This is a genomic window from Seminibacterium arietis (assembly GCF_042675725.1).
Lineage (GTDB): Bacteria > Pseudomonadota > Gammaproteobacteria > Enterobacterales > Pasteurellaceae > Seminibacterium > Seminibacterium arietis.
This window is the reverse complement of the sequence record NZ_JBHTJN010000004.1, coordinates 215,762-240,420: the sequence shown is the minus strand read 5'-3', so window position 1 is coordinate 240,420 and position 24,659 is coordinate 215,762. Positions and strand designations below refer to the sequence as shown.

Sequence of the window (24,659 nt, the reverse complement as noted above, 5' to 3'; positions counted from 1 at the left end):
TTTATCAGTTTTGATTGTTATAAAAATAGTCAAAAGATTCATTTTAAGCTAATTAATTGTTTATATACTATCGTTTTCATGTCTTTTTTGTTAGCGTATAATATTTTCCAATTGCAGTGATGTCAGGAGATACTAATGTATATTGGTTGGCAAAATATGAAAAAAGTGACCGCACTTTTTAGTTCGATCTTATTGTTAGGCTGTGCTAGCAAAACAGCTCAAGATTCTACTCTAGCTATGTTTGGAGCAAAATATCAAAATCGTAGTTATCAACATAATGTGCTACAGCCAGTAAAGGTAGTAGATAATCAAAGTGCGGTTGTTAATCAAGGTGATTTTTTAACGCAACTTTCTAGTATAAGAGAATATTCTGTAGGTTTGACTAATAAATTTCATTCAGTCTATAGCAAAATCACTAATTGGGTATTAGCGGGAGCTGAAATTAATGCCCTAGTAGAATTTGGTATTCAACCACAATTAATGCAGGGACAAGATGGTTATCAAAATGTGTTGATGACGGGATATTATTCCCCTGTTATTCATGCTCGTCATAAACCTACAGGTAAATTTAATCAACCTATTTATGCTTTACCAAGTCAAAAACGAGTAAGTCGTGCGGATATTTACGCAGGAGCATTATCTGGTAAAGGTTTGGAATTGGCATATAGTGATTCGATGATTGATAATTTTTTACTTGGTGTACAAGGCAGTGGATACGTTGATTTCGGTAATGGTGAGCTACGTTATTTTGCTTATGCAGGACAAAATGGTTTTGAATATGTCGCTATTGGGCGTTTGTTAGTGGAAGAGGGGGAAGTGCCTAAGGAAAAAGTGTCTATTCAAGCTATCCGTAACTGGGCAGCGGCGAATCCTGAGCGTTTACAAGCTTTGCTTGAGCGTAATCCTTCTTACGTATTTTTTAAAAATGATCCTGAAGGCAAAGTGAAAGGTGCCGCTGGAGTACCTCTGATCCCAATGGCAGCAGTAGCCGCAGATCGTAATTTAATTCCATTAGGGTCAGTATTATTAATGGAAGTGCCGACTATTAATAACGATGGTACATGGGGTGGTGAACATCATTTACGTTTAATGGTTGCATTAGACGTAGGGGGGGCTGTTAAAGGTCAGCATTTTGATTTATATCGTGGTATTGGTGATAAAGCTGGACATATTGCAGGTTTAGCAAAACACTACGGACGAGTTTGGTTGTTACAATGATAGAACGATTAGATAATTATGAACAACGATTCGGTGGTATTGGGCGATTGTATGGCAAAGTAGCTTTACAAAAATTATCACAAGCACATGTTTGTGTGATTGGAATTGGTGGCGTTGGATCTTGGATCGTGGAAGCATTGGCTCGAACAGGTGTTGGGCAAATTTCTATGATTGATATGGATGATATTTGTGTTACTAATATTAATCGTCAAATCCATGCGTTGAGTGGTTCAGTTGGTCAATTAAAAACAGAAGTGATGAAACAAAGAGTGATGTTGATCAATCCACAATGTAAAGTAAATATTATTGATGATTTTATCTCTCCTGATAATTTGGCGGATTGTTTGCAATGTAACTATGATTATGTGATTGATGCAATTGATAATGTACGTACTAAAGCGGCATTGATTGCTTATTGCAAAAGACATAAAATTCGCATAATAACAGTGGGAGGTGCTGGTGGAAAAACAGATCCTAGTCAAATTCAAATAGCAGACTTAACTAAAACAATTCAGGATCCATTAGCGGCAAAAGTGCGGTCAGTTTTACGAAAAGAATATGGATTTAATCAAAATGGAAAGCGTAAATTTGGTATTGATTGTGTTTTTTCTAGCCAGCAATTGATCTTTCCAAAAGTTGATGGTGATTGTGAAGTATCTGCAACTATGAACTGTGCCAATGGGTTTGGTGCGGTGACTATGGTTACTGCAACATTTGGTTTTTTTGCTGCATCCAGAGTAATTGATAAATTGTTATCAAAAAATTGATAGACTTATTTTTTTTAAAAAAAAAAGATAGAAATTTATAACAAAAACCTTTAATCTAAGCAAGTTTTGAACTCCATTTCAAAAGGATAAATTTATGAATCTAACAAAAACTTTTGCTAAATCAATTGTCGCAACAGCTGTTATGTCTGTTTCTATGGCTGCTAGTGCAGCTGTTTTAACCTCAATAAAGCCTTTAGGTTTTATTGCTTCATCAATTGCTGATGGAGTAACTAGTACTGATGTATTAGTGCCTAAAGGGGCATCACCACATGACTATAGTTTAAAACCTTCTGATGTACAAAAAATTAAGTCAGCTGAATTAATCTTATGGATTGGTGAAGATGTAGATATGTTTTTAGACACGTCAGTGCTGCGTGATGTTGATCGTAAAAAAGTCATTACTATTACAGAGATGTCAGAGATTTCTGATGATATGCTACATAAAGGCGAACATCATCACCACCATGATGGAGATGACGACGATCATGACCATGCTCACAAACACGATCACGATGATGAACATGATCACGACCATGCTCACAAACACGATCACGATGATGACCATGATCATGACCATGCTCACAAACACAATCACGATGATGATCATGACCACGACCATGCACATAAACATGATCACGATGATGACCATGCTGACAAACATGATCATGGACATGAACACCATAATCATCAAGGCTTAAGCACTAATTGGCATGTATGGTATTCTCCTGATATTGCGGGATTAGTTGCTAAAAAAGTAGCGGTAAGATTAAGTGAAATTTATCCTGAGAAAAAAACGCTTATTGAGAAAAATTTAGCGGAATTCAACCGCACTTTAGATGATGTAGATGACAAAATTGAAAAGCAATTAAAACCTGTTGAGAAAAAAGGGTTTTACGTATTCCATGACGCCTACACTTATTTCAATGAGGAATATGACTTAAATCAAGTGGGATATTTCACTATTAATCCATTAGTTGCACCAGGCGCTAAAACTTTAGCAAAAATTAAGCATGAAATTAAAGAACATAAAGTACAATGCTTATTTGCTGAACCACAATTTACACCGAAAGTAATAGAAGGTTTGAAAAAAGCGACTGGCGTAAAAGTAGGAACACTAGATCCAATGGGGGATGCTGTAAAATTAGGTAAAAATTCCTATGCTAACTTCTTACAATACACTGCAGATAGCTATTTGAAATGCTTAAAATAATTAACTTTAAGTAAAATAGATAAAACAAACGCCACATTTAAGTGGCGTTTTTGCTGAATGATTAATTTTTTAATCTACTTTCTTAGTTTTTTTGTTTCATTGCAGGGAATAGAATAACATCTCGAATTGATGGTGCATTGGCGAATAGCATCGCTAGGCGATCAATTCCTAATCCTTCACCTGCAGTAGGTGGTAAACCGTGTTCAAGTGCGGTTACAAAATCATCATCTTTGAACATCGCTTCATCATCACCTGCTTCTTTGGCTGCCACTTGAGCATCAAATCGTTCAGCTTGATCTTCTGCATCATTTAATTCTGAGAAACCATTTCCGATTTCACGACCGCCAATAAATAGCTCAAAGCGATCTGTTACTTCTGGATTTTCATCGTTACGACGGGCAAGAGGGGAAATTTCTGCAGGATGAGCCATTAAAAATGTAGGCTGAATTAGATGATGTTCCGCCACCTCTTCAAAAATAGCATTGACAATACTACCTAGCCCCCAAGATTTTTGCACTTCAATTCCCAGTTTTTTTGCTACCGCACATGCACGTTCAAAATTATATAAATCTTCTTTTACGATGCCTTTATCTGCACCATATTTTAATACAGCATCATGCATAGTGATACGTTCAAATGGTTTACCAAAATCAAATTCATATTCACCGTAAGGTACAACTGTTGTGCCTAAAATATCTAAAGCTAATTGACGCAATAATTCTTCAGTATTGTCCATAAGATCATGATAATCAGCATAGGCTTGATAATATTCAAGCATAGTAAATTCAGGATTATGGCGTACAGAAACCCCTTCATTGCGGAAGTTGCGGTTTAGTTCAAATACGCGTTCTAAGCCACCTACCACTAACCGTTTTAAATAGAGTTCAGGGGCGATACGTAAATACATATCAATATCTAACGCATTGTGGTGGGTGATAAATGGTCTAGCAGATGCTCCGCCTGGTATCACTTGTAGCATAGGTGTTTCAACTTCAATGAATCCTTTATTAATGAAATAATTACGAATGCCAGCTACTACTTTTGAACGAATAATAAAAGTGCGACGTGATTGTTCATTAGAAATTAAATCTAAATAACGTTGGCGATAACGCGTTTCTTGATCAGAAAGTCCATGGAATTTATTCGGAAGAGGACGTAATGCTTTAGTTAGTAATTGTACTTCTGAAGCACGTACAGTTAATTCGTTTGTTTTAGTTTTAAACAATGTGCCTTTTACACCGACAATATCACCTAAATCCCAATTTCCTACGTCATCAGAGTAAACTCTTTCTGCTAAAGCATCTCGAGCGATATAAAGCTGAATACGACCGCTCATATCCTGTAGAGTAATAAAAGTGGCCTTTCCCATCACTCGACGGGTCATAATACGACCAGCGACTTTTACTTCAATTTGTTGGGATTTTAGTTCATCACTTTCTATTTCACTATACTTATGATGCAAATCTTGTGCTAAAGCATCACGGCGAAAGTTATTTGGAAAAGGATTGCCTTTTTGACGAAGTGCGGTCAACTTTTCACGGCGAACAGCTATTTCACCGTTAAAATCTAATTCTGTTGTTTGTTGTTCTGACATTTTTTCACCCTTATGTTTTTGATAATTATTCATAGAAAGCGACTGCTAGAGCCATTTTCTATAAAAACTGTTATAAACCTGCTTTCAAGCTTGCTTCGATGAATCGATCTAAATCACCATCTAGTACCGCTTGAGTGTTACGATTTTCTACACCTGTGCGTAAGTCTTTAATGCGTGCATCGTCTAACACATAGGAGCGGATTTGACTTCCCCAACCAATATCGGATTTAGTATTTTCCATTGCTTGTTTTTCTGCATTTTTTTTCTGTAATTCCATTTCGTACAGTTTTGCTTTTAACTGTTTCATACATTGCTCTTTGTTCTTGTGTTGAGAGCGATCATTTTGACATTGCACTACGATACCACTTGGAATATGCGTAATCCGCACCGCACTTTCAGTACGGTTAACGTGTTGACCACCTGCACCAGAAGCACGATATACATCTATGCGTAAATCGGCGGGATTGATTTCAATATCAATATCATCATCAATTTCAGGATAGACAAATACTGCACTGAATGAAGTGTGACGACGATTATTGGAATCAAAAGGACTTTTTCGGACGAGACGATGAATTCCTGTTTCTGTACGCAACCAGCCAAAAGCGTATTCTCCAGAAACTTTGATTGTAGCGGATTTTATTCCAGCTACATCACCGTCAGAAGCTTCCATCAGTTCGGTTTTAAAACCTTTGCTCTCTGCCCAGCGTAAATACATACGCAACAACATTTCTGTCCAGTCTTGGGCCTCTGTACCACCTGAACCCGCTTGCAAATCTACATAGCAATCTGCAGCATCGTTAACGCCACTAAACATGCGATGAAATTCGAGTTGAGACAATTTTTTCTCAAGAATATCTAGTTCTGCAACAGCTTCATTAAATGTTTCTTGATCTTCCGCTTCTATAGCAAGCTCCAATAAACCGTCTACATCTTCAAAGCCCTGTTCTAGCTCTCTAATAGTGCCAACAACTTGTTCTAATGTTGAGCGTTCTTTGCCTAAAGCTTGGGCTTGCTCTAGATTATTCCAAATCTCAGGTTGTTCAAGTTCTGCATTAACTTCTTCAAGACGTTCTAGTTTTGTCTCAAAGTCAAAGATACCCCCGAAGCAACGAAGTGCGGTCGGCTAAATTAAGGATTTTGTTTTTGATTGGATTTATTTCAAACATAATTGATTTAAGAAAATAACTCTTGATCTTAAATTATATGCTATTTTGTAGCGATTGGATAGTGCAAATAAGTTGTAATAAAGTTTATTTTCTCCACGGTTACTATGTAATTTGACCAGTAGTGAGCAATTGGCGATAAGGATTTGCTTGTGATAGAATGCGGAGGCTTTTAGTAAAAAAATTTGTTTTGAAAATAGGATCTAGCATGAAAAAATTTTTAATCGCATTTGGTATTTTTGCGACTTTTTCTGTGATAGCAAATGATGCTTTGATTAATCGCTTCACAGCTCTTGGAATGAGTGGTGTAGAAATCAAATCTTCGCCGTTAAGCGGTATAAAAACAGTGATAACGGATCAAGGTGTTTTTTATAGTTCAGAAGATGGACAATATGTTTTACAAGGAAAATTATTTAAGTTGACTGATAAAAGTGCGGTGGATTTAACAGGGAAAGTGTTAACAGATAAGTTAAATGTATTGCAAAAAGAGATGCTAGTGTATCCTGCAAAAAATGAAAAATATGTTGTTACAGTATTTATGGATATTAGTTGCCATTATTGCCATTTATTGCATCAGCAAGTAAGTGAGTATAATAAATTGGGTATTACAGTTCGATATTTAGCATTTCCACGAGCGGGTCTAAGTAGTAAAACTGCAAGTCAAATGGAAGCTATTTGGACAGCGGAGGATCCTATTTTTGCCTTAAACGAAGCTGAAAAAGGTAATTTTCCAAAAATGTTGAAAACACCTTTAATCGTCAAACGTCATTATAATTTAGGCACACAGTTTGGTGTGCAAGGTACACCAGCAATTGTTACCGCAGAGGGGAATGTGATAGGCGGTTATTTAAAACCTGCTGATTTATTACGGGCTTTGGAAATAAAAGATTTTTAAATTAAAAAGAGTGATGATGTGAATAAAGTGATTCAACGACGTACTATTCCAAAAGGCGAAAAAGTAAGTGACGATCCGCTACTAGATCAATTGTATCGTTCTCGTCAAATTGAGAATACACAACAGTTAGATCACACTTTAAAATCCATGCTTGCTCCAACGCTGCTGCAAGGTATTGAAAGTGCGGTTGATTTATTGATTAATGCAAGGGAACATTCGTTGAATATTGTCATTGTCGGCGATTTTGATGCGGATGGTGCAACTAGCACGGCATTAATAGTATCTGCTTTACATCAATTAGGATTTAACTGTGTAGATTATTTAATCCCTAATCGTTTTGAGCAAGGGTATGGATTAAGTCTTGATGTCGCAAAAGTAGCGTTGCATAAAAATGTTGACTTACTAATTACGGTAGATAATGGAGTGTCTTCTCATGAAGGTGTGGCTTTTTTAAAGCAGCATGGTGTACAAGTGTTAATTACTGATCATCATTTACCACCCGAAACGCTCCCCAATGCTGATTCGATTGTAAATCCTAATCTAGAGAATTGTTGTTTCCCATCAAAATTTTTAGCTGGCGTCGGAGTTGCATTTTATGTGATGTTAGCATTGCGAGCAAAATTACGAGAAATAGGAAAAATTGATGAAAAATCTCAACCAAATTTCGCTAATTTGTTGGATCTTGTCGCATTAGGTACTGTTGCGGATGTTGTACCATTAGATCAAAATAACCGTATTTTTGTACATCAAGGGCTACAGCGTATTCGAGCTGGTCATTGTTGTTATGGCATTAAAGCGTTAATAGAAGTTGCCCATCGTCAAGCTGAATATTTGTCTGCCTCTGATTTGGGATTTTCTATCGCTCCACGATTAAATGCTGCTGGACGATTAGATAATATGACGATAGGCGTAAAACTATTACTCGCTGAAAATATTGAGATTGCACGAGCTTTAGCGTTAGAGTTAGATAGTTTAAATCAGACTCGTAAAGAAATTGAACAAGGAATGAAAACAGAAGCTCTTGAAATTTGTCGTAAAATCTCAGCACAACAACCCAATTTACCTCTTGGTATTGCATTATATCAATCAGATTGGCATCAAGGTGTATTAGGAATTGTAGCTTCACGTTTGAAAGATCAATTTCATCGCCCCGTTATTGCTTTTGCAACAGATCAAGAAGGCGTGCTAAAGGGATCTGGTCGTTCAATAGAGGGGATTCATATTCGAGATATTTTGGAGCGGATTTACTCTCGTAATCCAGAAATGATTTTGAAATTTGGTGGACATGCAATGGCGGCTGGTTTGAGCATTCAAGCTGATTTGTTTGTAGATTTTCAACGAGAATTTAATAAAGTAGTTACAGAATTTATGAATTCTCAACCAGTTAAAAATATAGTATGGACAGATGGTGAATTAACACCACAACGACTAAATTTACACACCGCTGAAATATTGCAGCAAGCTGGACCTTGGGGGCAGGCTTTCCCAGAACCTTGTTTTGATGGTGAGTTTACAATTTTACAGCAGCGTTTAGTCGGTGAACGGCATTTAAAGATGATAGTAGAACCTAAGCATGGTGGACCATTACTTGATGCCATTGCATTTAATGTAGATACTCGCTATTATCCTGATTTATCAATTAAAAATGTCAAATTGGCCTATAAATTAGATATTAATGAATTTCGTGGTAGTCGTAATTTACAACTGTTAGTAGATTATATTGAGCCGATGGTAGGGTGATGATGAACGGGCAAAAAGTGCGGTGGATTTTATGGGGATTATGTTATTTTTTTAGCATTTCTACTGCTTTTGCACAAAAAATATCAAATTCTAGCTCTAGTACGCCTGATGCAGTAGCATTCCAAGATGGGAGAGATTATTTTAGTTATCAGGAACCGATTAATTTACCTGAACGTGAAGATCATAAAATTCTGATTCAGTTTTTTTTTTGATTATGATTGCCGAGTATGTTCTTTCGCACAAGAAATTTTAACTCTTTATAGTCAAATAAATCGAGATAAAGTCGTATTTGTGGAAATGCCCGTAGCAACTGTAACGGCAACTAAATCTGCACAAATTTTTTTCACATTACAAATCCTAAATGCGTTACAAGTTTCAGATTTATTGTTATTTGAAACATCGGAAAAACGTCGCTTTATTGAGTTAATGCGAAAAAATCAATTTGCTAGTTGGTTAACACAACAGCAAGTTAATTTACAAGAGTTTGAAAAGTTGTCTCACTCATCTCAAGTGAAAAAATTAGTGAAAAGTGCGGTGAAAATGACGGAAGATTATGGTGTATTCACTTATCCATACGTGATTATTAATGGTAAATATGTACTCACTGCCAGCACATTGTACAATGATGAATATAGTTTCGCAGTGTTGGATTTTCTACTTAATAAAATAGAAAGAGAAGCTAAATGAAAATAGGTATTGTAGGAGCGATGGCTCAAGAAGTTGAAATTTTGTCAGCTTTAATGACGGAAAAGAATGAAATAAAAATTGCTAATTTTGTGATTTATCAAGGCAAAATCGATGGTAAAGAGATTGCTTTATTGCAATCTGGTATTGGTAAAGTGGCGGCAACTATTGGAACTACAGCACTTTTACAGATAATTAAGCCAGATCTTGTTATTAATACTGGTTCTGCGGGAGGTGTTGCGACAGGATTAAAAGTCGGTGATGTGATTATTTCTACAGAAACAGCTTATCATGATGCGGACGTAACAGCATTTGGTTATGCTAAAGGGCAACTACCAGCGTGTCCAAAACGTTTTATTTCTGATAAAAAACTAACCGCACTTGCCGCTCAAATTGCTAAACAACAAGGCTTGAATGTACAGTTTGGTTTAGTTTGTTCAGGTGACTCTTTTATTAATAGCAATGATAAAATCGATCAAATTAAGAGCGACTTTCCTGATGTGATCGCTGTAGAAATGGAAGCAGCCGCAATTGCTCAAGTGTGCCATTCTTTCGAGCTACCTTTTGTAGTCGTACGTGCAGTGTCCGATAGTGGGGATGGTAGTGCATCAGTATCTTTTGAAGAGTTTTTGCCGTTAGCAGCAAAACAATCTTCAGAAATGGTGCTAGCAATGTTGAAAAATTTGTAAAAATTAACCGCAGTTTTAGTAAAAATTGAGAACAAAAAATGAGAAAAGTGATAGTTGACTTGCAAGTTGCTACAGAAAATACAGAACACTTGCCTACATTGGAGCAAATTGAATATTGGGCAACATTGGCAATTCAACCGCAATGTAATGAGCCTGAAATTACTGTACGAATTGTCGATGAAGATGAAAGTCATCAGTTAAATTTAATTTATCGCGGTAAAGATCGCCCAACAAACGTTTTATCTTTTCCTTTCGAGTGTCCTGATGAAGTCGAATTGGCATTGCTCGGTGATTTAGTTATTTGCCGTCAAGTGGTTGAAAAAGAGGCAAAAGAGCAAAATAAACAGCTTGTTGCACATTGGGCTCATATGGTTGTGCATGGTTGTCTGCATTTGCTTGGTTATGATCACATTGAAGATATTGATGCTGAAGAAATGGAAAGCCTTGAAACACGAATTATGCAAAATTTAGGATTTGAAGATCCTTATTTAGCGGAGAAAAATGAACATTGCTAGCTCGGCAAATTGCGTTATTAGTAGGAGAAGATGTTTGGCTTCGTCAACAAGTAGATAAAATTTTTTCTTCTAAATTGTTAAGTGCGGTAGTTTTTTATCAAGAAAATTATCCACTTTTTGAAGTTGAATTTTCTACCTTGCACGTCCCCTTTAATAAAGCTAGAAATCAGCTAGGACAAGAACATCGATGTATCATTTATGATGCCCGTGTTGGAATAAATTTAGAGGCTTTAGCTATAGCTGTAGGGACGTTACAGGCTGGTGGGGTGCTAGTTTTATTATTTAACCACTGGGAAAGCCTTCGATCTCAAATTGATCAAGATAGTTTGCGTTGGAATGGATTAAACCAAGCAAGCAAGACTCCAAATTTTATTCATTTTTTTCAAAAACTTGTTGAAAAATATCGATTTCCTATTTACCAACAAAGTTTATCCTTAAATCCAAATTTGAATTTTAAGGTAACGCCAAATACTATTAATATAAAGCAAAGCCTGTCGCTACAGCCGACACTAGAACAGCGAGAAATTATCGAACAAATTTTAAATGCTAAGCAACAAATCTATGTCATTACAGCAAAGCGAGGTAGGGGAAAGTCAGCTTTAGCTGGATTTTTAGCGAGTCATCTTGATTCTGTAATAATGACAGCCCCGAATAAAAGTGCGGTCAAAATTTTACAAAAATTTTCTAATAAAAATCTCAAGTTTATAGCTCCCGATTTATTATGCGAACAAATTGAAAAAAATCCATTGCAGTATCAAACTCAGTGGTTGATTATTGATGAAGCAGCCATGCTCCCCATTCCATTATTACAAAAATTGATCTCAAATTTTTTCCGTATTGTTTGCACTACAACGGTGCAAAGTTATGAAGGTACAGGACGTGGATTTTTGCTACGATTTATGCAGAAAAATCACCGCACTTTAGCATGTTTTGAATTATGTAAACCTTTACGCTGGCGACAAGATGATACTATAGAGCCTTTTATTGATGAATTGTTACAGGTTAATGCAGAAGATAAACTTACTAAGCAGCCATTTCAAATTGAATCTAAAATTAACATTAGCGAATTTTCGCAACAAGATTTGCTTATAAAGAATGCTTTTTGTGAATTTTACGGTTTATTAGTAGCCGCTCATTATCGTACTTCGCCTGTAGATCTGCGTCGTTTGTTTGATGCTGAAAATCAATTTTTTACTCTAGCAGAATGTGATCAAAAAGTTATTGGTGGAGTATGGACTGTTGCTGAAGGCAACATGCAAGATCTCAACTTAATTAAGCAAATTCAATTAGGAGTGCGTCGTCCTCGGGGAAACTTAGTAGCACAACAACTTTGTCATCAAATGAATTTATCACAAGCCTGTAAGCTACAATCAAAACGTATTTCACGAATAGCTTTACTTCCTGCTTGGCAGCAGAAAGGAATCGGACAGAAATTAATAGAAAAAGTCGTTGAAAATTCCCAAGTGGATTTCATTTCAGTGAGCTTTGGTTATACTCCTGAATTAGCAAAGTTTTGGCAAAAATGTGGGTTTAACATTGTCCATGTAGGGGAAAATCAAGAAGCAACTAGTGGGTGTTATTCTGTCATTGCATTACGTGCAGTATCAAAGTGCGGTGAAAATTTTTGCCAAAAAGCTATTTCGCATTTTAAAAGAAATATTTCACTTTCTTTTCATTGTTTAGCGAAATATTTCGCAACTACGTCAATTGATTGGTGTTTGCGAGAAGAAGATTTGATTTCTTTACAAAATTTTGCAAATTTTCACCGCTCTTTATCGACTACATTGCCCGCTATTCGTCGCTTACTTCGATATGTTGAAGCGGACAATAGTTTATTGTCTGATTATTGTGATGCGATGATGATAGCAGAAAAGTCAAATTTTACTTTAGGGAGAAAGCAAACGCTTAGTTTATATCGGCAAGAAGTAAAAGAAATGTTGCAAAAATATCACAGTATTTTATGATTTAACTTGAATTATTTTTGTTCTTCTTTAATTTCAATTCAAGGTGACATTATGACAGAAAATAACCCTTCAAAAAATTGGTTTCGTAAAATCATAGCAAAATATAATGAACTTTGTGAGCAACTGGGCGTAGATAATGGAGCTTGTCGAAGCTGTGTGCCTTTAGTAAGATTTGATGATGAATGTGATATAGACGATAAAAAAACTAACAATAAAATGTGATGTATCTCTCGTTTTGAGAATATTTCTATTAACCTACAATTGCTTTTATTTACTTAATTATAACAAATCAATAGAATACGTTTGCTCAATAGAGAGTAAACGTATTTTTTTGGTCTTAAATTGTAGAGGATTATTATGTTGTGGTTTTTTTTGTGTGTCCTTTTACTTCTTATGGGGTATTTTTTCTATAGTAAACTCATAGAGAAGATTTTTGTGATTAATCCAACACGTAAGACACCTGCATTATCAATGCAAGATGGTGTAGATTACGTGCCAATGTCTAAAAAGAAAATTTGGTTAATTCAACTGTTAAATATTGCCGGGACTGGTCCAATTTTTGGTCCTATTTTAGGTGCATTGTATGGACCTGTCGCAATGTTATGGATTGTGTTTGGTTGTGTATTTGCAGGGGCAGTACATGATTATTTAACAGGAATGTTAAGTATTCGTAATGGTGGAGCGAATATTCCTTATTTAGCAGGAAAATATTTAGGTAACCCCGCAAAACATTTTATGAATGTGTTAGCAATTCTATTATTGTTACTTGTGGGTGTCGTGTTTGTAGCGAGTCCAGCTTCTTTATTGACAAATATTACTACAGATTTGATGAATTCTGGGTCAGTAGGTGTTGCCGCAGTAAATGATGAAGCAGGTGCTAGTAAAGGGAGCATTTTAGCTCTTTGGACAGCAATTATTTTTGTTTATTATATTATCGCAACACTTGTTCCAATTGATAAAATTATTGGGCGTATTTATCCTCTTTTTGGCGCATTACTGCTATTTATGACGTGCGGTATGTTATTTGGTTTAATTTTTGAAGGGATCCCGTTTTTTAGAACCGTAGGTACAGACATTAGTGTATTTGATTTCTTTAAAAATATGCATCCATCTAATTTACCGATTTGGCCAATTCTATTTATTACGATTGCTTGTGGAGCTGTTTCAGGTTTCCATGCAACGCAGTCTCCGCTGATGGCTCGCTGTACTCAAAATGAGAAAGAAGGACGTTTTATTTTTTATGGAGCAATGATAGGTGAAGGCGTAATCGCTTTAATTTGGTGTATGGTTGGCTTAAGTTTCTATGATGATCAAGCAACTTTAGTAGAAGCAATTAAAGCTGGAACTCCCGCTAAAGTTGTTTATGACTCAGCAGTTGGCATGTTAGGATTTTTCGGTGGTATTTTAGCCGTGTTAGGTGTAGTCATTTTACCTATAACATCAGGAGATACAGCATTCCGAGCTGCTCGCTTATTAATTGCGGATTTTTTTAAATATGAACAGCGTAATTTAGTAAAACGTTTAACGATTGCTATTCCTCTATTTGCTATTGGTTATTTTGTATCAACCATTGATTTTTCCATTTTATGGCGTTATTTCGGTTGGGCAAATCAAACTACAGCAACAGTTACTTTATGGGTTGGGGCTGCATTTTTATATCGCAATAGAAAATTTCACTGGTTGGCAACGATCCCTGCTATTTTTATGACAGCAGTTTGTTCAACTTTCATTTTGAATGCAGGCATTGGGTTAGGTTTAGATTACCAATTATCTGTATGGGGCGGCATTATTGTAGCGGCTGTTGTTGCATTAGCGTTCTTAACTTTATTAAAACCTTTAACGACGGATGAAGGAAACGAAAGTTAGTTTTTTTAATTTATATTTGAAAGGCCGTTTGATTTGATTATTCAGACGGCTTTTTCTTTTTTCGTAGAAAATTAAATAGATTGTTATTAATTTCTTGCAACTTGAGTGAACAAGGGCTAAACTTAGGAAAAGTGGTAATAAGTGGTGTTTTATGGTAAAAAATGGATATTTTATCTAGTTAATGAATGAAACTCGCAAAATTATCAAATTGGGGAAAGTTATGTTTCGTGGTGCGTCAGCGGTGAATTTAGATTCAAAGGGAAGAATTGCTATCCCGACCCGTTATCGTGCTGAGATTATTGAACATAGTCAAGGAGCAATGGTTTGTACAGTTGATATTCGCCAACCTTGCCTATTGTTATATCCCTTACAAGAGTGGGAGCTTGTTGAGCAAAGATTGTATAAATTATCCAACTTCGATCCTACTCAACGTAGTGTACAACGCGTCATGCTAGGTTATGCGACAGAATGTGAATTAGATGCTACAGGTCGAATTTTAATTGGTAGTCTATTACGTCAGCATGCCAATTTAGAAAAAAGCGTTATGCTAGTTGGTCAGTTAAATAAATTTGAGATTTGGAGCGATGTACAATGGCAGGCTCAAATTGAAAAAGACATAGCGTTAGGTTCTAGTGGACAGTTGGCATTATCTGAAGTTTTAAAAATGCTATCAGTATAATTTTTATCACAAATGATAGCGGCACTAGTAAAGATAAACGGCATATTTCCGTATATGCCGTCTTATCTTCCAATTTTACTTTGATGATAAATAAAAATGAGTAAGCAGAATAATTTTTCTTCCTCCGACCATTTTACCGTATTATTGCACGAAGCGGTTGATGGGTTAGCACTAAAAGAAAGAGCGGTCTATATTGACGGTACTTTTGGACGGGGAGGACATTCTCGTTTGATTTTATCTCGTTTACCACAAAATTCTCGTTTAATTGCCATTGACCGAGATCCTAGTGCGGTACAAGTCGCGACACAAATTCAAGATCCTCGTTTTCAAATTGAGCATAATAGTTTTTCTCAAATTCCTGAAATTTGTAAGAAATTAGATTTAGTGGGGAAAATTGATGGTATTTTATTAGATCTTGGTGTTTCTTCCCCACAACTTGATGATGCAAATCGAGGATTTAGTTTTATGAAAGATGGTCCATTAGATATGCGAATGGATAATACTAAAGGACTATCAGTAGCTGAGTGGCTTCAACAAGTTTCAGAACAAGATCTTGCTTGGGTTTTGAAAACTTTTGGTGAGGAGCGTTTTGCTAAGCGTATTGCACAAGCTATTGTTAATTATAATAGAAATGCATTACAAAATGGTACGGAGCCTTTAACTCGAACTTTGCAATTAGCAGAACTTATCTCTAGATCAATACCGTTTAAAGATAAACATAAACACCCTGCTACTCGTAGTTTTCAAGCAATTAGAATTTTTATTAATAATGAATTAAGTGAGTTAGAGCAAGTTTTACAAAGTGCGTTACAAGTTTTAGCTCCTCAAGGAAGATTATCTATTATTAGTTTTCATTCTCTTGAAGATCGAATAGTCAAACAGTTTATGCGTAAACAAAGTAAAGGTGAAATGATACCTAAAGGTTTACCTTTACGAGAAGATCAAATTCAACGTAATCAAACTTTAAAAGTGATAGGTAAAGCAATTATGCCGACAGATGAGGAAATTATGGCGAATCCTCGTTCTAGAAGTGCGGTACTAAGAATTGCTGAGAGGGTGGTGTAATGTTAGAAGGTTCAGAACGTTATCCATTGCGTAACATTATCCTAGAAGATTTATTTGTAGCGAATAAATTGCCGATTTTATTACTGATAGCAGTAGTGGTTACTGCACTTGGTACAATTTGGTTGACTAACAGTACACGAGTATTAGTGAGCGAAAAAAATGATTTGGTGTTGCAATATCAAGCATTAGAAAATGAGTTTCGAAACCTACAACTAGAAGAAATCACTCAAAGTGATAATACTCGAATAGAAGCGATTGCAACAGGTAAGTTACAAATGAAAAAAATAGCTCCAGAACAAGAAGTATTAATCTTAGAGTAATCTGAGGTGTCTAATATGATGATAAATAATAAAAAAAGCAAAGTGAAAAGAAATCAATCAAAAAATGCGATTAAACCCAACAAGCCAAAAGTTATTTATGAGACAAGTTTTCTCAAAGGTCGATTTCGTTTTGCAGTAGTTGCTGTTATTTTAGGATTAACGGCATTGATTGCCCGTGCTACTTATGTTCAAGTGATTAATTCAGATTCTCTTAATTATGAAGCTGATAAACGCTCTTTGAGAAAGCAGAAAATTTTATCTGTACGAGGATCAATTTTAGATCGCAATGGACAGCTATTATCAGTGAGTGTCCCAATGTATTCTGTGATTGCTGATGCAAAATTTATTTTTGATGAAAATGCATTGCAGGATAAAGAACGTTGGAAGGCATTAGCAAAAGCACTAAAAATACCTTACAACAATTTACTGAGACGAGTAGAAAAAGATCCAGCGTCGCGATTTGTGTACTTATCGCGTCAAGTGTCAAAAACAGTTGCTGATTATATAAATCAATTAAAGATTAAAGGAATTAGATTAGAGACAGAAGCTCGCCGTTTTTATCCTAGAGTAGAAGAAACCGCTCATTTGATTGGTTATACGGATCCTGATGGTCGAGGTATCGAAGGAATTGAAAAAAGTTTTAATTCTTTGTTAATAGGAAAGTCTGGTTCACGAACTTATCGAAAAGATAAATATGGCAATGTAGTAGAAGATATTGCTGATATCAAAAAATATGATGCACAGAATGTAATTCTAAGTATTGATGAAAAATTACAATCAATGGTGTATCGTGAAATAAAAAAAGCAGTGACTGAAAATAAAGCAGAATCAGGAACAGCTGTATTAGTAGATATTCGTACAGGTGAAGTATTAGCAATGGCAAATGCACCTTCTTATAATCCCAATAAACGAATAGGGGTCAAAGAAGAATTATTGAGAAATCGAGCTATTACAGATACCTTTGAGCCTGGTTCAACAGTAAAACCTTTTGTGATTTTGACCGCACTTCAACAGGGGGTTGTTGGTAGAAATGAAGTTATCAATACTGGTCCTTTAGTACTGAATGGGCATGAAGTAAGAGATGTTGCACCTCGTGATAAACAGACGTTAGATCAAATTTTAGAAAATTCTAGTAACCTTGGTGTGAGTCGCTTGGCATTGCGTATGCAGCCTCATATGTTGATGGAAACTTATTTAAACGCAGGTTTAGGTAGACCAACAGAGCTTGGTTTAGTTGGTGAGCGATCTGGAGTTTTAAACGCAAATCGCAAACGCTGGGCTGATATAGAGCGAGCTAATGTTGCATTTGGTTACGGTATTAATGCTACTCCATTACAAATCGTTAGGGCTTATGCAGCTTTAGGAAGTTTTGGGATTTATCGTCCTTTATCTATTACTAAAGTTGATCCGCCAGTGCTAGGGAAGCGAGTTTTTTCTGAAAAAATTACTAAAGAAGTCGTTAATATGATGGAAAAAGTGGCGATAAAGAATAAACGTGCAATGGTGGAAGGTTATCGTGTTGGAGTCAAAACTGGAACAGCGAAAAAATTAGAAAATGGGCGTTACGTTGATAAATATATTGCTTATACGGCAGGCATCGCTCCAATAAGTAATCCACGCTATGCCTTAATTGTATTAATTAATGATCCAAAAGCAGGAAAATATTATGGCGGTGCAATATCTGCCCCAGTGTTTTCTAGCATCATGGGATACACATTACGAGCTAATAATGTTCCGCAAGATAGTACGGAGCAAGTACGTACAGTAAAACGCACAGTGAGATTAAGCGAACAAAAAATTAACTCTGATAATAAATAATAAAAGGTAAAATTATGCAGGAATTAGCTGCACTTTTAGGTTTGCCTTCCTTGCCCCCAATAGGTAAACTAACAACAATGAGCTTAGACAGCCGTTCTGTGACAGTCGGCTGTCTTTTCGTTGCAATAAAAGGGCATCAGACGGATGGTCGAAACTATATTACGCAAGCTTTGCAAAAAGAAGCAAGTGCGGTGCTTTTTGAGACAGATTCGGCTGAACAACATTTGATAGTGAAAATGGATAATGGCGTACCACTAATAGGCTATTATGAGTTAGCTAAACATTTATCACAGATCGCAGGTCAGTTCTATGATAATCCATCACATAAATTAACACTAGTTGGCGTTACAGGAACAAATGGCAAAACTACCGTTTCTCAGTTGCTTGCTCAATGGACACAGCTTCTCGGTCAGAGAAGTGCAGTAATGGGAACTATTGGTAACGGCTTATTTGGAGAAATTAAGGAAGGTACCAATACAACTGGAAGTGCGGTAGAAATTCAGCAAAATTTAGCCGATTTTGTCAAACAGGGGGCTGATTTTGTTGCGATGGAAGTATCTTCGCATGGTTTAGTACAACAAAGAGTAGAAGCATTACAGTTTGCAGTGGGAATTTTTACTAATTTAACTCGTGATCACTTGGACTACCATAAAACAATGAAGAATTACACGGCGGCGAAAAAACGATTATTCACCGAATTAAAGTGTGATATAAAAATCATCAATGGTGATGATAGTATAGGACACCAATGGTTAATGGAGTTGCCTCAAGCAGTAGCAGTAAGTTGCAATCCAGATTATCAATTGGGGCAACATCGATGCTGGTTGCAAGCAGAAAAAGTGACTTTTAATGCTACAGGTGCAATTATTGTATTTCGATCTAGTTGGGGAAATGGTGTATTACATAGCCCATTAATAGGTGTATTTAATGTCTCCAATTTGTTATTGGCAATGGCAACGTTACTTGCATTAGGGCATGATTTACATGAATTAATCGAAACCGTAAGCCAGCTTAAAGGTGTTTCTGGACGAATGGAAATGCTGAATGTAGCAGATCAACCCACTGTTATAGTGGATTACGCTCATACACCTGATGCTTTAGAAAAAGCTTTACAAGCCTCTCGTATTCATTGTCATGGAAAGTTATATTGCGTTTTTGGTTGTGGCGGAGATCGAGATCGAGGTAAGCGTCCTTTAATGGCTGAAGTTGCAGAAAAACTAGCTGATTTTGTAATCGTTACTGATGATAATCCTCGTACAGAAAATCCAGCTCAAATTATGCAAGATATTCAACAAGGTTTTACACATCTAAGTGCGGTGACAATTATCCATGATCGTAAATTGGCAATCACAGAGGCGATTAAAAGTGCGGATCAAAATGATGTTATTTTGATTGCTGGTAAAGGACATGAGAACTATCAAATTATTGGTACGGAAAAACAGTATTTTTCTGATCAAGAAGTAGTTAATAATTTATTTAAAAAGTAAGAAAATGATAGAAATTGAAATTAAGTCTATTGCTGATGTTTTAGAAGCAAAATTAATTGGTGATGGAAATATTAGTGTTAGTGAAATTAGTATAGATAGTCGCAATCCTGTAAAAAATGGATTATTTTTTGCTTTAAAAGGAGAAAATTTTGATGCTCATCATTATTTAAAAAATGCAATAGAACAGGGTAATGTTGCAATAGTAGTAGAACAACCATCAGAAGCAAATTTCCCTCAATTAATTGTTTCAGATACTCGTTTAGCTTTGGGAAAACTTGCAAAATGGTTAAAAGCAAGAATTAATCCACGCACACTAGTGATAACTGGGTCATCGGGAAAAACTTCAGTAAAAGAGATGACTGCGGCAATTCTACAGCACTTGGTACAAGATAAAGATGAAGTTTTATTTACTAAGGGTAATTTTAACAATGATATTGGAGTGCCATTAACTTTATTGCGACTAACGCCTAAACACAAATATGCTGTAGTTGAGCTAGGTGCTAATCATCAAGGAGAAATTGCTTATACAACAACTTTAGCTGAACCTGATGTTGCATTGATTAATAATGTTGCCTCTGCTCATTTAGAAGGATTTGGCTCAATTGAAGGGGTCGCAAGAGCTAAAGGCGAGATTTTTCGTAGCTTAAAGCATGATGGGATTGCGTTGATTAATTTAGACTGTGAATATTTAAAATTTTGGCAACAAGAAATAGGTTTGCATCAAATCCAATCTTTCTCATTGCATAGTTCAAAAGCAGATTTTTATGCTGAAAATATCAAAATTACTCCAGAAAGAGCAGATTTTTTGTTGTGTACTCCACAGGGGAAAATTCAAATTCAACTTCCTTATTTAGGTGAGCATAATGTTGCCAACGCTCTAGCAGCGACCGCTTTAGCAATGAATGCAGGAGCAACATTGATACAAGTGAAAGCAGGATTAGAACAGAAATCTCAAGTTAAAGGACGATTATTTCCTATTCAGCCTTGTGAGAATTTATTGTTATTAGATGATACTTACAACGCTAATCCAAATTCGATGCAAGCTGCAATTGCAGTTTTGCAAAAATACCAAGCATTTCGAATTTTTGTTGTTGGTGATATGGGCGAATTGGGGGAAAATAGTCAGTCTTGTCATGTGCAAGTAGGAGAAACTGCGAAAAGAGCAAATCTAGATCTGGTGGTAAGTTTTGGTTCACAAAGTGCGGTGATTTCACAAATTTGTGGCGGTAAGCATTTTGAAAATAAGCAAACTTTAAGTGATTTTGTCATTGATATAATTGAAGAAAAATTAGAACAAAAACGACAAGTAGTATTATTAGCAAAAGCCTCTCGCAGTATGCAGGCAGAAGATGTTATCAATACGTTGAGGGATTATTTTATATGTTAATTTGGTTAGCTGAGTATTTGCAGCAATTTTATAGTGGTTTTCACGTGCTATCTTATATTACAGTACGTGCAATTTTAGCATTATTAACCGCTCTTTTATTATCTCTGTTAATTGGGCCTCATTTAATCCGCCGTCTGCAAATTCTGAAGTTCGGGCAAGAAGTCCGTCATGATGGACCTGAAAGTCATTTAAGCAAGAAAGGTACTCCTACTATGGGTGGGATTATGATTTTATTTGCTATTGGGGTAAGCACGTTGTTATGGGCAAATTTATCTAATTTATATATTTGGATTAGCTTATTTGTGTTATTTGGCTACGGCACAGTTGGGTTTATAGATGATTATCGTAAGATTACGCATAAAAATACAGATGGTTTAATTCCTCGCTGGAAGTATTTTTGGTTGTCAGTGATAGCATTAGTTGCAGTATTTTGGATGTATGTAATAGGAAAAAATACAGATGCTACACGTCTAGTCGTGCCATTTTTTAAAGATGTCATGCCACAGCTGGGAGTATTTTATATTGTGTTAGCTTATTTTGTAATCGTTGGTACGAGCAATGCGGTAAATTTAACGGATGGCTTAGATGGTCTAGCGATTATGCCAATAGTTTTTGTCGCTGGAGGCTTTGCTCTGATTGCTTGGGCGACAGGTAATGTAGAATGGGCAAAATATTTGTATATTCCGCACATTAAATATACATCTGAATTAGTTGTATTTTGTACTGCGATAGTGGGAGCTGGGCTAGGCTTTCTATGGTTTAATACTTATCCAGCTCAAGTATTTATGGGTGATGTTGGTTCTCTTGCTTTAGGTGGTGCATTAGGTGTTATAGCTGTTTTAGTTCGACAAGAATTACTGTTAGTCATTATGGGTGGTGTATTTGTAATGGAAGCAATGTCCGTGATTTTGCAAGTAGGATCATATAAATTGCGTAAACAACGGATTTTTCGTATGGCACCCATTCATCATCATTTTGAATTGAAAGGGTGGCCAGAACCAAGAGTAATCATTCGGTTTTGGATCATCTCTTTAATGCTAGTATTACTGAGTTTAGTTACTTTGAAATTGCGATAAGTGTGGTGAAAAATGAACAATTATCAAAATAAATCTATTTGTGTAGTAGGATTAGGCAAAACAGGGTTATCTTGTGTAGATTTTTTACTGTCTAAGCAAGCAAAAGTGCTAGTGATGGACACGCGTGACACTCCATCAGGTGTACATCAGTTGGCAGCGGATATTCCTTTACATACTGGAGGGCTAAATCAACAATGGTTGCTGGAAAGTGACTTGATTGTTATTAGTCCAGGCGTATCTCTCAAAACAAGAGAAATTCATACCGCACTTGAGGCTGGTATTGAAGTGGTTGGTGATATTGAATTATTTTGCCGTGAAACTAATAAGCCAATTATTGCAATTACGGGTTCAAATGGAAAGAGTACAGTAACTACATTAGTCGCTGAAATGGCAAAAAATGCAGGCCTTGAAGTAGGTATGGGAGGGAATATAGGTATTCCTGCTTTGTCTTTACTTGAAAAAAATTATGATATTTATGTACTAGAACTATCAAGTTTTCAATTAGAAACTACTTACAGCTTGCACGCAATCGCTGCAACCGTGCTAAATGTTACTGAAGATCATATGGATCGTTATCAAGACTTGAGAGAATATCAACAGCAAAAACTAAAAATTTATCATCAAGCAAAAACAGCTGTAGTAAATGATGACGACCCACTTACTAAAGAAGAGCATCAAAGCTCGCAGAATCAAGTTAGTTTTGCACAAAAAAATGCCGATTATTGTCTTCAGCTTGTTAATAATAAAATATATTTAATGGCAAAGGGAGAGCGAGTCTTAGCTTGTGAGGAAATGCAACTTACAGGAAGTCATAATTACTTAAATGCTCTCGCTGCAATTGCATTAGCTCAGGCTGCTAATATTAATTTAACTGGAATTAAGACCGCACTTCGACAATTTGGTGGACTAGCACATCGTTTTCAAACAGTACATTTTGCTGATGGGGTACGCTGGATTAATGATTCTAAAGCTACGAATGTAGGTAGTACAGTAGCTGCACTAAGGGGATTGAGAGTAAAAAGTAATTTATATTTATTGTTAGGTGGCGATGGAAAAGGAGCTGATTTTTCTGAATTAGCATCATTGATTAATAAACCAAATTTTTATTGTTATTGCTTTGGTAGGGACGGTGCTGAATTAGCGAAATTGTCTATTCAAAGTAAGCTTTTTAATACAATGGAACAGGCAATTGAACATTTTAGACCGCACTTAAAGGAAGGAGATGTAGTATTATTATCACCAGCATGTGCTAGTCTTGATCAATTTAAATGTTTTGAACACCGTGGTAATGAATTTACTCGTTTAGCAAAATTAAAAGAATGAAAAATTGAAAGAAAAAATGAAATCTAGTTATAAAAGGATAACAGAATTAACGCCATCAAATTTGCTTTATGATAGAGCATTATTGTGGTTGTTTATTATTTTATTGATGATCGGGTTAATTGCAGTATCTTCAGCATCTATTCCTGTTGGTGTGCGGTTATTTGACGATCCTTTTTATTTTGCGAAACGTGATGGCGTGTATGTTTTAATGTCAATTGCTGTTTGTTATTTTTTCTTGAATGTTCCAATATCTGTGTGGGAAAAATACTATGGGTGGTTCTTTTGGGCTGCATTTATTTTATTGATACTCGTACTTTTACCTGGTATTGGACGTGAAATTAACGGGGCAAGACGCTGGATTCCATTACAGATTTTTAATTTTCAGCCAGCTGAATTTGCTAAGCTAGCTTTAACTTGTTTTTTAGCAAGTTATTTTACTCGGCGTTATAATGAAGTACGTAGCAAGAAACTCAGTGCATTTAAGCCAATGATTGTAATGGGGATTTTTGGTGGGTTATTAATTTTGCAACCAGATTTAGGTAGTACAGTGGTACTTTTTATTATTACTTTTGGGCTATTATTTATTGCTGGTGCAAAATTTGGGCAATTTATTGCCTTAGGAATTTTGGGCATTTTATTGATTGTTTGGTTGGCTGTATCATCTGCGTATCGTTTAAAACGTGTAACAGGGTTTATCGATCCTTTTAAAGATCCTTACGGTACTGGTTTCCAGCTGTCTAATTCATTAATCGCATTTGGTAGAGGTGAATTTTTTGGTGAAGGACTGGGCAATTCTATTCAGAAATTAGGAAACTTACCTGAAGCTCATACTGATTTTGTAATGGCAGTAATTGGTGAAGAATTTGGTTTTATTGGTATTGTTTTCATTGTTATATTGTTAGCATTATTAGTTTTTAGGGCAATGAAAATTGGACGAGAATCCTTACAGTTAGAACAGAGATTTAAAGGGTTTTTCGCTTTTGGCATTAGCATTTGGATCTTCTTTCAAGGATTTGTGAACCTAGGAATGGCATTAGGATTATTACCTACGAAAGGATTAACGTTTCCATTAATTAGTTATGGAGGTTCAAGTTTAATCATCATGTCGATTACAATCAGTATTTTATTAAGAATCGATCATGAAAATCGTTTAATGGTTGGTGGGCAAGCTAGATTACGAGATAATTAAGGATTTT

The 24,659-nt window shown here is 35.8% G+C and carries 21 protein-coding genes and 1 pseudogene; 20 read left to right on the top strand and 2 right to left on the bottom strand.

The window, feature by feature from the left end:
• The first annotated feature begins 135 nt into the window (after positions 1–135).
• The 3 genes from mltA to znuA all read left to right on the top strand — a co-directional run bounded on the left by mltA (position 136) and on the right by znuA (position 3,195).
• Positions 136–1,218, top strand: coding sequence for a murein transglycosylase A (mltA, locus tag ACFQ02_RS02070; protein WP_380818645.1), 1,083 nt, complete (start codon positions 136–138; stop codon positions 1,216–1,218).
• Positions 1,218–1,985, top strand: a complete 768-nt coding sequence (gene tcdA / locus ACFQ02_RS02065) for a tRNA cyclic N6-threonylcarbamoyladenosine(37) synthase TcdA (RefSeq protein WP_380818925.1) — start codon at positions 1,218–1,220, stop codon at positions 1,983–1,985. The genes mltA and tcdA overlap by 1 nt, the downstream gene beginning before the upstream one ends.
• Before the next feature lie 94 nt (positions 1,986–2,079).
• Positions 2,080–3,195 carry a zinc ABC transporter substrate-binding protein ZnuA gene (gene znuA, locus ACFQ02_RS02060; RefSeq protein WP_380818643.1) on the top strand — a complete coding sequence of 372 codons (1,116 nt, stop codon included), beginning with the start codon at positions 2,080–2,082 and terminating at the stop codon, positions 3,193–3,195.
• 82 nt (positions 3,196–3,277) lie between these two features.
• Here the strand turns inward: znuA and lysS are convergent, their stop codons facing one another.
• Entirely contained in the window at positions 3,278–4,789 is a 1,512-nt protein-coding gene (lysS, locus tag ACFQ02_RS02055) for a lysine--tRNA ligase (protein ID WP_380818641.1), read from the bottom strand.
• Between the two features lie 70 nt (positions 4,790–4,859).
• Positions 4,860–5,958 (bottom strand): peptide chain release factor 2 gene (prfB, locus tag ACFQ02_RS02050; RefSeq protein ID WP_380818638.1). Its coding sequence is split into 2 segments (ribosomal slippage): positions 4,860–5,882 and positions 5,884–5,958, totalling 1,098 coding nucleotides; the frame shifts between segments, so codons are not numbered across the junction.
• A 205-nt stretch (positions 5,959–6,163) separates the two neighbouring features.
• Between prfB and dsbC the strand changes: the two genes are divergently transcribed.
• The 17 genes and pseudogenes from dsbC to ftsW all read left to right on the top strand — a co-directional run bounded on the left by dsbC (position 6,164) and on the right by ftsW (position 24,652).
• Complete coding sequence (gene dsbC, locus ACFQ02_RS02045) at positions 6,164–6,850, top strand: bifunctional protein-disulfide isomerase/oxidoreductase DsbC (RefSeq protein ID WP_380818636.1); 687 nt, start codon at positions 6,164–6,166, stop codon at positions 6,848–6,850.
• Between the two features lie 18 nt (positions 6,851–6,868).
• Entirely contained in the window at positions 6,869–8,590 is a 1,722-nt protein-coding gene (gene recJ / locus ACFQ02_RS02040) for a single-stranded-DNA-specific exonuclease RecJ (protein ID WP_380818634.1), read from the top strand.
• Positions 8,590–9,277: pseudogene (locus ACFQ02_RS02035) on the top strand (thiol:disulfide interchange protein DsbA/DsbL). Before recJ ends, ACFQ02_RS02035 begins: the two are co-directional and overlap by 1 nt.
• Positions 9,274–9,963, top strand: coding sequence for a 5'-methylthioadenosine/adenosylhomocysteine nucleosidase (locus ACFQ02_RS02030; protein ID WP_380818631.1), 690 nt, complete (start codon positions 9,274–9,276; stop codon positions 9,961–9,963). The pseudogene ACFQ02_RS02035 and the gene ACFQ02_RS02030 overlap by 4 nt, the downstream one beginning before the upstream one ends.
• 38 nt (positions 9,964–10,001) lie before the next feature.
• Complete coding sequence (ybeY, locus tag ACFQ02_RS02025; protein WP_380818629.1) at positions 10,002–10,478, top strand: rRNA maturation RNase YbeY; 477 nt, start codon at positions 10,002–10,004, stop codon at positions 10,476–10,478.
• Positions 10,472–12,442, top strand: coding sequence for a tRNA(Met) cytidine acetyltransferase TmcA (locus tag ACFQ02_RS02020; protein WP_380818626.1), 1,971 nt, complete (start codon positions 10,472–10,474; stop codon positions 12,440–12,442). Before ybeY ends, ACFQ02_RS02020 begins: the two co-directional genes overlap by 7 nt.
• Before the next feature lie 51 nt (positions 12,443–12,493).
• On the top strand, positions 12,494–12,664 hold the full coding sequence (locus tag ACFQ02_RS02015; RefSeq protein ID WP_380818623.1) for a DUF5363 family protein: 171 nt from the start codon (positions 12,494–12,496) through the stop codon (positions 12,662–12,664).
• Positions 12,665–12,799: 135 nt separating this feature from the next.
• Positions 12,800–14,308, top strand: a complete 1,509-nt coding sequence (locus ACFQ02_RS02010) for a carbon starvation CstA family protein (RefSeq protein ID WP_380818620.1) — start codon at positions 12,800–12,802, stop codon at positions 14,306–14,308.
• A gap of 220 nt (positions 14,309–14,528) precedes the next feature.
• Positions 14,529–14,987: a division/cell wall cluster transcriptional repressor MraZ gene (gene mraZ / locus ACFQ02_RS02005; protein WP_380818618.1), complete on the top strand. Its 459-nt coding sequence runs from the start codon at positions 14,529–14,531 to the stop codon at positions 14,985–14,987.
• 96 nt (positions 14,988–15,083) lie between these two features.
• Positions 15,084–16,052, top strand: a complete 969-nt coding sequence (gene rsmH, locus ACFQ02_RS02000) for a 16S rRNA (cytosine(1402)-N(4))-methyltransferase RsmH (RefSeq protein ID WP_380818616.1) — start codon at positions 15,084–15,086, stop codon at positions 16,050–16,052.
• Complete coding sequence (ftsL, locus tag ACFQ02_RS01995; protein WP_380818614.1) at positions 16,052–16,372, top strand: cell division protein FtsL; 321 nt, start codon at positions 16,052–16,054, stop codon at positions 16,370–16,372. Before rsmH ends, ftsL begins: the two co-directional genes overlap by 1 nt.
• Before the next feature lie 15 nt (positions 16,373–16,387).
• Positions 16,388–18,190 (top strand): peptidoglycan glycosyltransferase FtsI, encoded by a 1,803-nt coding sequence (ftsI, locus tag ACFQ02_RS01990; protein WP_380818612.1) that lies wholly within the window; start codon positions 16,388–16,390, stop codon positions 18,188–18,190.
• A 14-nt stretch (positions 18,191–18,204) separates the two neighbouring features.
• Positions 18,205–19,677, top strand: a complete 1,473-nt coding sequence (murE, locus tag ACFQ02_RS01985) for a UDP-N-acetylmuramoyl-L-alanyl-D-glutamate--2,6-diaminopimelate ligase (protein WP_380818610.1) — start codon at positions 18,205–18,207, stop codon at positions 19,675–19,677.
• 4 nt (positions 19,678–19,681) lie between these two features.
• Entirely contained in the window at positions 19,682–21,064 is a 1,383-nt protein-coding gene (gene murF / locus ACFQ02_RS01980) for a UDP-N-acetylmuramoyl-tripeptide--D-alanyl-D-alanine ligase (protein WP_380818608.1), read from the top strand.
• Entirely contained in the window at positions 21,058–22,140 is a 1,083-nt protein-coding gene (gene mraY, locus ACFQ02_RS01975; protein ID WP_380818605.1) for a phospho-N-acetylmuramoyl-pentapeptide-transferase, read from the top strand. Before murF ends, mraY begins: the two co-directional genes overlap by 7 nt.
• Positions 22,141–22,152: 12 nt before the next feature.
• Positions 22,153–23,463 carry a UDP-N-acetylmuramoyl-L-alanine--D-glutamate ligase gene (murD, locus tag ACFQ02_RS01970; RefSeq protein ID WP_380818603.1) on the top strand — a complete coding sequence of 437 codons (1,311 nt, stop codon included), beginning with the start codon at positions 22,153–22,155 and terminating at the stop codon, positions 23,461–23,463.
• Between the two features lie 16 nt (positions 23,464–23,479).
• Positions 23,480–24,652, top strand: a complete 1,173-nt coding sequence (ftsW, locus tag ACFQ02_RS01965) for a putative lipid II flippase FtsW (RefSeq protein WP_380818602.1) — start codon at positions 23,480–23,482, stop codon at positions 24,650–24,652.
• The last annotated feature ends 7 nt before the right edge of the window (positions 24,653–24,659 follow it).

Bases quoted from the DNA above. Each gene is read 5' to 3' on its own strand.
- mltA (WP_380818645.1), top strand. From the start codon at position 136: ATGTATATTGGTTGGCAAAATATGAAAAAAGTGACCGCACTTTTTAGT.
- znuA (WP_380818643.1), top strand. From the start codon at position 2,080: ATGAATCTAACAAAAACTTTTGCTAAATCAATTGTCGCAACAGCTGTT.
- lysS (WP_380818641.1), bottom strand. From the start codon at position 4,789: ATGTCAGAACAACAAACAACAGAATTAGATTTTAACGGTGAAATAGCT.
- dsbC (WP_380818636.1), top strand. From the start codon at position 6,164: ATGAAAAAATTTTTAATCGCATTTGGTATTTTTGCGACTTTTTCTGTG.
- ACFQ02_RS02030 (WP_380818631.1), top strand. From the start codon at position 9,274: ATGAAAATAGGTATTGTAGGAGCGATGGCTCAAGAAGTTGAAATTTTG.
- ybeY (WP_380818629.1), top strand. From the start codon at position 10,002: ATGAGAAAAGTGATAGTTGACTTGCAAGTTGCTACAGAAAATACAGAA.
- ACFQ02_RS02015 (WP_380818623.1), top strand. From the start codon at position 12,494: ATGACAGAAAATAACCCTTCAAAAAATTGGTTTCGTAAAATCATAGCA.
- ACFQ02_RS02010 (WP_380818620.1), top strand. From the start codon at position 12,800: ATGTTGTGGTTTTTTTTGTGTGTCCTTTTACTTCTTATGGGGTATTTT.
- mraZ (WP_380818618.1), top strand. From the start codon at position 14,529: ATGTTTCGTGGTGCGTCAGCGGTGAATTTAGATTCAAAGGGAAGAATT.
- rsmH (WP_380818616.1), top strand. From the start codon at position 15,084: ATGAGTAAGCAGAATAATTTTTCTTCCTCCGACCATTTTACCGTATTA.
- ftsL (WP_380818614.1), top strand. From the start codon at position 16,052: ATGTTAGAAGGTTCAGAACGTTATCCATTGCGTAACATTATCCTAGAA.
- ftsI (WP_380818612.1), top strand. From the start codon at position 16,388: ATGATGATAAATAATAAAAAAAGCAAAGTGAAAAGAAATCAATCAAAA.
- murE (WP_380818610.1), top strand. From the start codon at position 18,205: ATGCAGGAATTAGCTGCACTTTTAGGTTTGCCTTCCTTGCCCCCAATA.
- murF (WP_380818608.1), top strand. From the start codon at position 19,682: ATGATAGAAATTGAAATTAAGTCTATTGCTGATGTTTTAGAAGCAAAA.
- mraY (WP_380818605.1), top strand. From the start codon at position 21,058: ATGTTAATTTGGTTAGCTGAGTATTTGCAGCAATTTTATAGTGGTTTT.
- murD (WP_380818603.1), top strand. From the start codon at position 22,153: ATGAACAATTATCAAAATAAATCTATTTGTGTAGTAGGATTAGGCAAA.
- ftsW (WP_380818602.1), top strand. From the start codon at position 23,480: ATGAAATCTAGTTATAAAAGGATAACAGAATTAACGCCATCAAATTTG.